10 protein-coding genes and 1 other annotated feature are annotated in these 10,642 nt (G+C 43.8%); of the genes, 4 read left to right on the top strand and 6 right to left on the bottom strand.

What is annotated here, in order from left to right; translation table 11 throughout:
* Positions 1 to 104 precede the first annotated feature (104 nt).
* Together FD17_RS12505 and FD17_RS12500 are read left to right on the top strand one after the other, a co-directional pair.
* A complete protein-coding gene (locus FD17_RS12505) occupies positions 105 to 545 on the top strand; it encodes a MerR family transcriptional regulator (RefSeq protein ID WP_057826513.1) in 441 nt (146 codons plus the stop codon).
* Positions 546 to 547: 2 nt separating this feature from the next.
* Positions 548 to 1,405 (top strand): aldo/keto reductase, encoded by an 858-nt coding sequence (locus FD17_RS12500; protein ID WP_057826512.1) that lies wholly within the window; start codon positions 548 to 550, stop codon positions 1,403 to 1,405.
* 170 nt (positions 1,406 to 1,575) lie between these two features.
* On the opposite strand, the gene FD17_RS12495 is transcribed toward FD17_RS12500, so the two are convergent.
* Together FD17_RS12495 and FD17_RS12490 are read right to left on the bottom strand one after the other, a co-directional pair.
* A complete protein-coding gene (locus FD17_RS12495) occupies positions 1,576 to 2,910 on the bottom strand; it encodes a glutamate--cysteine ligase (RefSeq protein ID WP_057826511.1) in 1,335 nt (444 codons plus the stop codon).
* 87 nt (positions 2,911 to 2,997) lie between these two features.
* Positions 2,998 to 4,380: a glutamate--cysteine ligase gene (locus FD17_RS12490; RefSeq protein ID WP_057826510.1), complete on the bottom strand. Its 1,383-nt coding sequence runs from the start codon at positions 4,378 to 4,380 to the stop codon at positions 2,998 to 3,000.
* 138 nt (positions 4,381 to 4,518) lie between these two features.
* On the opposite strand from FD17_RS12490, the gene FD17_RS12485 reads away from it, so the two are divergent.
* Entirely contained in the window at positions 4,519 to 5,433 is a 915-nt protein-coding gene (locus FD17_RS12485) for a DMT family transporter (RefSeq protein ID WP_057826509.1), read from the top strand.
* Positions 5,434 to 5,479: 46 nt separating this feature from the next.
* On the opposite strand, the gene FD17_RS12480 is transcribed toward FD17_RS12485, so the two are convergent.
* The 4 genes from FD17_RS12480 to FD17_RS12465 form a co-directional block, all read right to left on the bottom strand.
* Positions 5,480 to 6,211, bottom strand: a complete 732-nt coding sequence (locus FD17_RS12480; RefSeq protein ID WP_057826508.1) for a gamma-glutamyl-gamma-aminobutyrate hydrolase family protein — start codon at positions 6,209 to 6,211, stop codon at positions 5,480 to 5,482.
* A 17-nt stretch (positions 6,212 to 6,228) separates the two neighbouring features.
* Positions 6,229 to 7,848 carry a peptide ABC transporter substrate-binding protein gene (locus FD17_RS12475; RefSeq protein ID WP_057826507.1) on the bottom strand — a complete coding sequence of 540 codons (1,620 nt, stop codon included), beginning with the start codon at positions 7,846 to 7,848 and terminating at the stop codon, positions 6,229 to 6,231.
* A 73-nt stretch (positions 7,849 to 7,921) separates the two neighbouring features.
* Positions 7,922 to 8,151: a binding site (T-box leader), on the bottom strand.
* 108 nt (positions 8,152 to 8,259) lie between these two features.
* Entirely contained in the window at positions 8,260 to 9,465 is a 1,206-nt protein-coding gene (locus FD17_RS12470; protein WP_082617226.1) for an MFS transporter, read from the bottom strand.
* 34 nt (positions 9,466 to 9,499) lie between these two features.
* A complete protein-coding gene (locus FD17_RS12465) occupies positions 9,500 to 9,940 on the bottom strand; it encodes a GNAT family N-acetyltransferase (protein ID WP_057826506.1) in 441 nt (146 codons plus the stop codon).
* A gap of 125 nt (positions 9,941 to 10,065) precedes the next feature.
* Here FD17_RS12465 and FD17_RS12460 point away from each other — a divergent pair, with 125 nt between their 5' ends.
* Positions 10,066 to 10,641 carry an LOG family protein gene (locus FD17_RS12460; RefSeq protein ID WP_057826505.1) on the top strand — a complete coding sequence of 192 codons (576 nt, stop codon included), beginning with the start codon at positions 10,066 to 10,068 and terminating at the stop codon, positions 10,639 to 10,641.
* Position 10,642: the final 1 nt, after the last annotated feature.

Below are 10,642 nucleotides of genomic sequence, written 5' to 3'. Positions count from 1 at the left end.
CGGCGGGACTTATGTCCCGGCCCCATTTTTATTTATCCTTGCTATGGAGTCCACTCCATGGTTTAACCTATATGTATAAGTTGAGATATGGAGGTGTTAAGCACATGAATAGCAAGAAGGTTTCTGAATTGCTGGGAGTCTCAACCGACACACTCAGATATTACGAACGGATCGGCGTTATCCCGCCCGTTGAACGCGACCACAACGGTTATCGGGTTTATAAAACAAATGATCTCAACTGGATTTATCTGGCCAAAAGTTTGAGAAGTGCAGGCCTTTCGATTGAATCGTTAATTGAATTTGCGACCCTCGCCCGAAAAGGCGGGAAAGTCCGCGCTGCTCAAAAGGACATCCTTCATGAACAGCTTGATACTTTGAACACAAAGCTGGCCCAGATGAAGGAGACCCAGGCACTGCTTCAGTACAAGATCGACATGTTTGACGAACACTTGGCCAAGTTTGATTCAGGTCAGATGACAAAAGATCATACTGAAGAATTATGGAAGAAACCATTTTTGAAAGACAAGAACAAAGGAGAACAATAAATATGAACACACCAACATTTAAACTAAACAATGGCATTGAAATGCCGGCAACCGGATTCGGCGTTTTCCAAATTGAAAACGGCGGGACAAAGCAGGCCGTATTGGATGCACTTTCCGCAGGTTATCGCCTGATTGACACCGCCCAGGCTTATGGAAATGAAGCTGAAGTTGGCGAGGCGATCCAAGAAGCCGGCATTCCCCGTGATCAATTATTCGTAACCACTAAAGTTTGGGTAAGTTCAACCGGTTATGATGCAACCAAAAAGGAATTTGAAGAAGCATTGACCAAGCTCAAGTTGGACTATCTGGATTTATATTTAATTCATCAACCATACGGCGATGTCTATGGCTCCTGGCGGGCAATGGAAGATCTCCAAAAAGAAGGCCAAATCCGCGCTATCGGAATCTCCAACTTCAATGCCGATCGATTTGTGGATCTCACCCAACATAACGATGTCACCCCACAAGTTAATCAAGTGGAATTAAACCCATGGTTCCAGCAGCAGGATGAATTGGATTGGATGAAAAAATTGGGTATCCAACCAGAAGCTTGGGCACCATTCGCAGAAGGCAAGCACGGCTTATTTACCAATGATGTATTGAGTCAAATTGCTGACAACCACCACAAGGGTGTCGGTCAGGTTGTCCTTCGTTGGCTCTATCAACGTGGCGTTGTCACATTAGCAAAGTCCGTCCACAAAGAACGGATGGAACAAAACATCAACATCTTCGACTTTGAACTGACTGAGGAAGAAATGAAGTTAATTCAACAATTGGACATGAAAGAATCCGCATTCTTCGATCACCGGGATCCTAAAATGGTCGAACGTTTGGGTGGCGGTGGCCGCTGGAAAGAATAATAGCATATATATATCACAAGAAGGAGTTGAGACAAAACTAGCATTTTTGTCACAGCTCCTTCAAATTTTTACTTATATCTAGCCAGAACGTGTTCCAACGACGGCCGTACAACGCCTAGCCTACTTGGAAGGCCGCTTCCTATGCATAACCGCCTTCCGTCACACTCCGTTCATTTATACCAGGATTTAATTCTAACCGGAATCCCCTTCTTAAGGGTTGCCATGATTTCCTTTTGGTCATTGGTACTCAAGGACTCAAATCCAATCGCCGGATTGTGAATCAGGTCGTCTTGATAGCCCTTAGCAAATGCCAACAATTGATCAAATACCTTTTCTTGATCATCACCCAGCCAGTTAATCAAGCGCCCACTCGGTGTCAGTACCGGATCATCAATCATCTCTTTAATCTTAAAGCAGAGGTGCTGAGCATTGAACGGAATCACAGCCTGAGCACTGAACTTTTCGAGCTGGTCGATAAATTTAAGTGCTTCGTCATGATATTTGCTCTTGGAGAGCGCACTTTCCAATGCAACCTCGTCATTTTTCCGACCAGCTTCAGCAATCTGTTGGTCAACATTCTTTAAATCAAATGGCTGTGTGAATACAAAGTAGGCAAACATTAAGCGGACCAAATCGACGGCATCCTCGGAAACTCCCAAGGGTTCAAACGGATCCAAATCGTAAATTCTCAGTTCAATGTACGCAATTCCTTTAGTCAGAAGTTCGCGAACATCATCGCCACGCTTCAGTCGGACCGTCCCATAGTACTCCCGTTGAGCAATCAGTTTTTGATTGTCAACCGCTTGAAGAATTTCATCGACATACTGCTGAACGCTTTGATAACTGGAGATAAAGCCATTTCCAAAGCCTAAGTGGGAATTTCGCAAGGATCTGACAGGGTAATCAGGAACTTTGGTTTCCGGTGCAAAATAATTTTCAAACGCAAACGGTGTGGCTCCGAATAGATATGTCAGCAGCCACCGATACTGCATAAATCCAACGGCTGCCTGGAGATACAGTTCATCAATATTCACATCAGGATTTTGACCTTTTAGATATCGAAGGGCCTTTTTCGTCAGCCCGACATTAACGTGCACACCTGTTTCAGCGGTTCGGGCCAGTTTGCGAATTTTCGCAACCTTTTGCCGATACTGATAGTTTTCCTTATTCGTCTTTGCAATCACAATATCTGAATGATCGGATTTTAATTTCGGCGGCATACTGTAGGGCCATAAGTATTCATCACTTTTCAATTCACTTCGAAGCGCTTGATGATAAACGCCCAAATATTTCAGACCTTTTAACGTCGTTTTGGTGGGTGGCGTAATGAGTTCTGACTGGGTTTCCAAAAAATCATTTTTAATGAAATGGTGCTTCTTTTCATTGAGAAGACCATGGGGATAGGATTGACTGCTAAGCCGACCCTTACCATCAATTCGGTGGGTTTCCACTTCCAGGCCAACCGTTGAATTAATAAAATCAGTAACTGCTTTTGTCTGTTTCATTTAGTCACCATCCTTATTGAAAAACGTCCCGCAAGCAGACTTGTAGGACGCAGTTAACGTCAGCGCATTTAGTTTCCATTTGTTAGCCTAACCATTCTTGTAGTTCTTGGGTTTACCCATTACACCAAACAATCTCTCTCGGAGTTCATTTGCGTTCATATCAGGCTGTTCCTCGAAACCGTTAAATGGCTTTGGATTTTCATGAGCCCGATTTTGATAGCGGTTGGCCATTGCCAGTCCGTATGACATAAGCGAGCCGTCGACTTCGTGATCACACAATGTAGCAGCGGGTGTCAAGTTAGGGTTGTCCAGTCGATCCTGCATGGTATCCAACACTTCTTGATACTCCGGTCCCCATTGAATTTGAGCACCAAACATCTGGAGCTGATCAAGAAATGTCTGCGCTTCATGATGATAAATTGTTTGCTGAGTAGGACTTTCAAGGGCAACAACCTCGTTCATCGCCCGTCCCTGCTCAAGTTTTAAATTAATTTTTTCATCACTTTCCAAAGTCGGCATCATCATGAAGTAACTCAGCAAGATTCGGAAAAATCGAATTGCAGAGGTGCGAACGCCAAGTGCTGTTGTGGGATCCAGATCAAGCATCCGCAGCTCGATATAATCAGTTCCATTTTTGACCATGTTGGTTAGATTGCCGTGGACAGTCTTCAATCGAACACTGGAATGATATTCAGCCTCGCTGAATAGGTTCCCTTCAGCAATATTACTTTCAATATTTTTCACATAATCTGCCACACTGCGGTAATTATGGGTGACATCGGAAGTCAATCCATAATTTGAAGATCGAATACTCCGCACTTCGTGTTGGGGTTGATCTTCATCCGGCTCAAAGAAATTCTTCTCTGCAATTGGACTGTTACCAAATAAGTAAGTAATCAACCACCGATAGTAGTCAAACCCTTGGGCAATCTTGATATAGATGTAGTTAACAAAATCCGCGTATGAATCATACTGATCCTCCACAGACTCCCAAACCGTCCTCAAGACACTGTCGTTGATACTGACATTCAAATGGACGCCGACGGGAATCCCTTGGGTGTCGCTTCTGGTTTTGATCCATTTTTCGTAATACGCTTTTTGCTCCGGTTCAACATCTGCAATCGGAATTGTGCTTTTGTCCTTGGGCAGCACGGGTGGCATGCTCAACGGCCACAACAGTTCATTAGGCTCCAACGCATTCCGCAAAGTATCATTCAACGCCATCAAATAATGCATGGCATCCAAAGACTTTCGTGCAGTTGGTGTAATAATTTCACTCTGGATTTGGTACACATCCGTTTTGATGAAATGGTTCTTCCGCTGATTACCAAGCGCCTTTGGATACGGCTCCTTTGTCAGTCTTCCGGCAGAATCAATCCGAATCGTTTCTACTTCAATTCCCATATTAAAATCGCTGGCTTTTGCGACAATTTCATTATTAAAAATAATCTGGCCAATCTGATCAAACATCGGCAGGCCCCCTTATGTATAGTTTATCATTAAATATTAATGATACTTTAACGCAATTCACTTTATTTTACAAAGGGTTATTCTAAAATGATTATCTTTGTAATATAATTGTTTCATTGCATATTGGAGGTAGAGCTTGTGAGAAACACGAAAATGAGGGGAATTGCGTTGGCAATGTTGGGACCATTGCTATGGGGAATTTCTGGAACCATCGCCCAATTTCTGTTCGAAGATATCCATGTCAGCTCCCATTGGCTCGTTTCCGTTAGAATGTTGGTATCCGGAATTTTATTAGTTATTTATGGTATGGTTGGCAATCATAAAGCCGAAATGGCTGTGTGGCATGATGGGAAAGACGCACTCAAGTTAATCTTTTTTAGTTTTATTGGAATGGCTGCTTCGCAATATACATATTTTATGGCAATTGAAGCAGGAAATGTTGCGACAGCAACCATCCTGCAATTCTTATCACCTGCAATCATCATTATCTACTTGGCGTTGTGGACTCGCCGTTTTCCCCGTAGAATCGATGTTTTATCGGTCATCATGGCACTACTGGGGACAATCCTGTTGGTTACCCACGGTCGGCTAACCACGCTCACAATGCCCCTGGGTGGATTTCTGTGGGGTCTCGCTACGGCGGTGAGTTCTACGCTTTATACGCTACTTCCACGATATCTGCTTAAAAAATACGGCTCAATTCCAATTGTTGGTTGGTCCATGCTGATTGGTGGGATCTCTTTTAGCCTTTACTATCAGATTTGGGATCACATGCCACCATTTAGCTGGACAACGTATGGCAGTATCGGCTTTGTGGTAATCTTTGGAACCATGTTTGCATATCTCTTCTTCCTGCAAAGTCTCCGGTTTATTCAGCCTACAACCGCTAGTGTCTTAGGTTCTTTTGAGCCGCTATCGGCCACCTTCCTATCAATTGTATTTCTGGGTGTCAGCTTTGGACTACCGGATACCATCGGGGCAATCCTGATTTTAGGAACGGTTGGCGTTCAAGCTTGGGCTGCTTACACCACTAATCCAACTTCTGAAAAATAATAATCAAAAACGGAAACCATTCTAAGCTCAAATGGTTTCCGTTTTTTTAATTATGAGTATTATTTTGAACCAAATTTACAAAGTAATCAAAAATCTTCTGAAACTCAGGATGAGCTACACGCATCATTTCGGGGTGAAACTCAACTCCGATGATTTTTCCATCATCAGATTCCACTGCCTCAGCGACTTTGTCGTCACTTCTCGCAATGACTTTCAAATTCTCGCCGGGTTCATGGAGTCCTTGATGGTGAAAGGAATTTACCGCGAATCGCTCACCTAAAATCCGATTAAGCCAAGAATCTTCTGCAGTTGTTATGTGATGAGTTGGGATTTCCCAAGAAGTTGGATACTGGTTATGTTTCTCTGTTGCCCCGGCCTGTTTGTAAACGTCCTGATATAGTGTGCCGCCCAATGCCACGTTGATAATCTGCATCCCTCGGCAGATTCCAATAACCGGTTTTCCCGCATCTTGAGCAGCTCTTATGAGGGAGATTTCAAACTCATCGCGATAAATGTCGGTTTCGGCAACTTCAGCCAATGGCTCCTCGCCATAAAGAATTGGCGACACACCCTGCCCGCCCGAAAGAAGTAACCCGTCCACACCGGAAATATAATCTTCTGCATCTTTTGGGTCTCCAAGTGGCAAGACAACTGGGAGTGTTCCAGCTTGTCTAAGCCCAGTCACATAATCCCGTTGAATATAGTCGATAAAGTTGGTGCCAAAACGGTCGGTTGGGTGAATCAAATGATTGCTGGCAATCCCGACTCTTACTGTCATATTCATATTCTCCTTCATTATTTCTTCCAACTTGCATATTCATATTTTTGATAACCGATAAGTGGATAATCCAAACCTTTGACGTCCTTGGTTCTCAAGTGAACCGATGCGTACTGGTAGAGCGGTGTCACGCCTTGAAGAGAGTTGAGTAACTCTGCAGCTTTCTGTTGGAGCTTGACCCGCTGTGCCGGTGTTTGATTTTGCGTATCGTTAATTTGATCAATCAACTTTTGATACTTCGGATTCGTCCACTTGGTAAAGTTAATAACGCCTGCCTTGGAGGCCAGATTCAAGTAGTCAATCGGATCAGGAAAATCGGTTGACCAACCCAAAGTTCCGGCATCAAATTTGTGACTGCTGAAATCAGAAATTTCTTGTTGAAGTGGAATGGACCGCACAGTTAAATCGAAATCAGGTGAAATCTTTTTAGCTTGGGACTGAATATATTCAGCCACCGCTTTGTATGCATCCGTATCGGCAGTTAATAACTGAACGCTGATCTTTTGCTTGCCCAATTCCTGCTGGGCCAACTTGAAATAGTATTTGGCTTTAGGCAGATTATACGTCAGCTTATTGGAAACCCCGGCATTAAAGTCTTTGCCGCTGGCATCCTTGACTTCGCCTTCCGGAACCACTGACTCAGCGGGAGTGGAGCCGTCCTTTAAAACGTTCTTTGCCAGTGACTTTCTGTCGATGGCGTAGCTCAGAGCTCGACGCAAGTTCAAGTTGCGGGTTATTTTGCGATAGTTGTTCCATGGGATAAATGCCAACTGACCGTATTTGGAAACAACCGTTTCACCCTTAAACTGCTTCTTGGCGTCGGCAACCAGGCTTCCGGAAATTTGCGTTTCGTCAATGTCTTTTGCCTGGAATAACCTCATACTGGTTTGCGGTGTCTTAACGACTTGGAAATGAATCTTCTTTAGATCAACTTTGTCCGCATCATAATAGTCTTTGTTCTTGACTAAGCTCCAAGTATCCTTGGAGGAGTTCCAGTTTTTAATTTCATAAGCACCATCAGACGCAGCATGTTCGGAGTCTTGACCATACTTGTTGCCCCACTTTGCCAGTGCTCGTTGATTAATCGGAAAGAGCTGGGTCGCGATAACGTAATTATAATATGGCACAGGGTGACTCAAATCGATTTGCAGCTTGTATTTACTCAAAGCTTTGACCCCAAGCTTGGATGGAGATGCTTTGCCGGTATTGACAACGTCATAGTTCTTAATATCGCTTAAATGGCCGGCTCGCTGAGATTTGGTTTTTGGCTCAACCTGTCGTCTAAACGATGCGACGAAATCACTGGCAGTCACGCGGCTGCCATCATTCCATTTGGCGTCATGCCGTAAATTGAAGGTATAAGTCTTGCCATTATTGGTTGGTTTGACAATTTTTGTTGCAACCGACGGAACAATCTTCCCCTGATTATTCTGTTTGTACAACCCCTCAACAACCTGTGAGATCGCCAAGTAACTGCCGACATCTGTCGCTCGGTTGGGGTCGACTGTGATCACGTTTGTCTGGGCAGTTGTCTTAAATGTCCGATCACTGCTGTCCTTACTTGATGAACTTTTCCCACACCCACTTAACACCAAAATACTGACTAAACCGATAACTGATACCACTGCTTTTCTCATACACTTACGCCTCCTCAATATTTGCAAAAATAAAACCGGTTTGTATTAACAAGCCGGTTATTTGTTAAAACTGTATAGGGACGATGTCATCGTGGTGCCACCCTACTTCGAAGTACACTCACGCATACTTCCTCTGTCAGTTCTTAAACTGTAGACGATAATGTGTCCAACATCATAACCTCACAAAAGCTCGGCTATATCAACTCACGAACCATATTCATCGGCACTAACAGACTGTCTTCCACCTAAATGACAGCTCTCTTTACTGAATCCACCAACTACTCATTCGATCTTAGTAAAAGTATATTAACGTATATTGTAGCGACTTTTATATGAGAGTCAACTCATATTATCATTTTATTTTAATAAAAAATGCAATGGTCGGAAAATCCGCCACTGCATCAATGTTGATTATTCAAAAACATATTCTTCCCGATCGACCAGCAGACCAACAAAAGTCATCACCGCTGTGACAAGAAGCAGAAAGATCAATACTGCAAACCAGTTTGTGGTTAGACCATGCAGCCAGCCACAGATCATCGGACCGGTTGCGGCAAGAATGTAACCAATTGACTGTCCCATTCCGGATGCAGAAGCTGTTTCATTGGGGTTGCGGGTCTTCAGTGAAAATAAGGTCATTGCTTCACTAAACGCCATATTAGTCGAAAGCCCAAGCAGAACACAGGCAGCAACTGCAAACCAGAAGCTTTGTGAAGCGAGCATTAACGACCCAATGCCAATCACAAACAGGACTGAGATGGTCCAGATCATTATTGACTGTTTGGCAACCGAACTGATAATTCTTGGCACGACAAATGAAATCGGCAGTGCCACCAACTGCAGCAGGCCCAGCAGATAGCCGGCAGTGTTCTGATTGATTCCTGAGGCCATCAAAATGGGCGGCAGCCACGTCAAAATTGAATAAAACAGCAGTGACTGTAATCCCATAAATCCACCAAGTGCCCATGCCAGTGGCCGTTTCCAAACACTGACCTGGACTTTCGGATTAAGCGGATTAGCCGTTTCTTTAACTGCCGGTTTTTTCCTACCGTACCGTCTGAGCATCAGCGCAACCACAATCGTGATAACTGGAATCACCGACACAAATTGAATCATAATCTGCCAGGTAATTAAGTGGCTGACAACCGCACTAAAACCGGCTGATATCGAGCTGGAAAGTGAAAGAGCAAACACATACATCCCAGTATAAGTCCCGATTTTCATCGGAAACAGATAGGATACCAAGGTTGGTGCGAGGACATTCAGCATCGCGATGCCACCGCCAATTAAGATCGTACCAACCAGCAGACTGGTAAAGGAATACACCCGGATAAAATTTCCAACAGTCAGTAGCAGCAAGTCCACTACCGTAACGGATAAGATCCCAAATCGTTTAATAAAATAGGTAACTGTTGGTGATAAAATTCCAAAACAAATCAGTGGAATCGTGGTTAAACTTCCAAGAAACCACTCAGGCAGACTGAAGGTGTTCTGAATATTAGTTAAGATTGGCGGAATAATCGTGATCGCTGTCCGCATATTGGCACCCACCAAGAAAATCAGCAGCGCACCCAAAATGACTTTTTGGCGATTTGGTACAGTGGTCTCTTCTCTCATTAGTACGTTCTCTCCTCTATTACAACTAAATCAATTACAGATTTTTTGCTAAAATCCTCATCTTTCTTCCCAATTGATCAACTGAGTTGTCAATTTGTTCATAACCGACTTTTTCATACAAACCGACGTGCTTCGTAACAATGTATGCTTTATGAAAACCAATCTGTCTAATTTGTTCCTCTGCCAGCTTAACCAGCTGTTGGCTTAAACCATGGCCACGTTTATCTTCACTGACAAAGACAAACCCAATGAACGGCGAGTATCCGGTGTTTTTGACAATATCCTCACGAACAACTGCACAAAATCCAGCGAGCTGATCCCCGTCCATCAAAACAATGACCCGTTCCCAATCGGATACCTGACCGCCAAGCATTTCATTTGCCAGATATTTTCCAGCCGGCCAAGAAACCGCCCCGATAAGCTTGGCGAAATGTCTCCACATATCATCCGAATCATCCAAAATATAGGTCTCCATGGTAACCTCCTTATACTATTTCGTGAAATGGTAATTCAATTATAGTCCACCTATCGAATTTTCAAAAACTGTTTTCAGAAAAAGGGGTAAAATAATATTATAATATTCGCAAAAAGGAGATCACAATGAAAAGAATAGCGGTGTATTGCGGGGCCTCGACCGGAGATAGTGAAGTTTACATAAATGCAACCAAGAAACTTGCTTCATGGTTGGTTGAACACGACCTGCAACTAATTTATGGTGGCGGCGGAGTCGGGCTGATGGGCATTCTGTCCGATCAAGTCCTATCTGAGGGTGGTAAAGTTCATGGCGTAACAACCAAACAATTAGTTGCCCGTGGCGCTGAATCCCCAAGGTTAAAGGAACTATCCGATTTAACCGTTACGGACAACATGTCTGCCAGAAAAGCAGAGATGATGAATATCTCAAACGGCTGTATCGCACTCCCCGGCGGCATCGGCACCCTCGAAGAAATCACCCAGGCATTTTCATGGGCAAGATTGGGAGACAATCCAAACCCTTGTGTCTTCTATAACGTCAACGGCTACTATGATCCGTTAGCAGAAATGTTCGACAAGATGACAAGTGAGGGCTTTTTAACGGCGGAAGACAGAAAAAAGGTACTGTTCTCAGATTCATTGGACGAAATTTATAAGTTCATGAGCACGTATGAGCCACCAAGGGTGAGGGAGTACAAATAAC

Source organism: Lentilactobacillus sunkii DSM 19904 (assembly GCF_001435575.1).
Lineage (GTDB): Bacteria > Bacillota > Bacilli > Lactobacillales > Lactobacillaceae > Lentilactobacillus > Lentilactobacillus sunkii.
Note: the sequence above shows the minus strand (reverse complement) of the source record. Positions and strands in the feature narration are given on the sequence as shown.

What these genes read in the sequence shown, in the direction of transcription:
- FD17_RS12465 (WP_057826506.1), bottom strand. Translation starts at nt 9,940, where the DNA reads ATGGAGACCTATATTTTGGATGATTCGGATGATATGTGGAGACATTTC.
- FD17_RS12490 (WP_057826510.1), bottom strand. Translation starts at nt 4,380, where the DNA reads ATGTTTGATCAGATTGGCCAGATTATTTTTAATAATGAAATTGTCGCA.
- FD17_RS12480 (WP_057826508.1), bottom strand. Translation starts at nt 6,211, where the DNA reads ATGACAGTAAGAGTCGGGATTGCCAGCAATCATTTGATTCACCCAACC.
- FD17_RS12495 (WP_057826511.1), bottom strand. Translation starts at nt 2,910, where the DNA reads ATGAAACAGACAAAAGCAGTTACTGATTTTATTAATTCAACGGTTGGC.
- FD17_RS12500 (WP_057826512.1), top strand. Translation starts at nt 548, where the DNA reads ATGAACACACCAACATTTAAACTAAACAATGGCATTGAAATGCCGGCA.
- FD17_RS12470 (WP_082617226.1), bottom strand. Translation starts at nt 9,465, where the DNA reads ATGAGAGAAGAGACCACTGTACCAAATCGCCAAAAAGTCATTTTGGGT.
- FD17_RS12460 (WP_057826505.1), top strand. Translation starts at nt 10,066, where the DNA reads ATGAAAAGAATAGCGGTGTATTGCGGGGCCTCGACCGGAGATAGTGAA.
- FD17_RS12475 (WP_057826507.1), bottom strand. Translation starts at nt 7,848, where the DNA reads ATGAGAAAAGCAGTGGTATCAGTTATCGGTTTAGTCAGTATTTTGGTG.
- FD17_RS12505 (WP_057826513.1), top strand. Translation starts at nt 105, where the DNA reads ATGAATAGCAAGAAGGTTTCTGAATTGCTGGGAGTCTCAACCGACACA.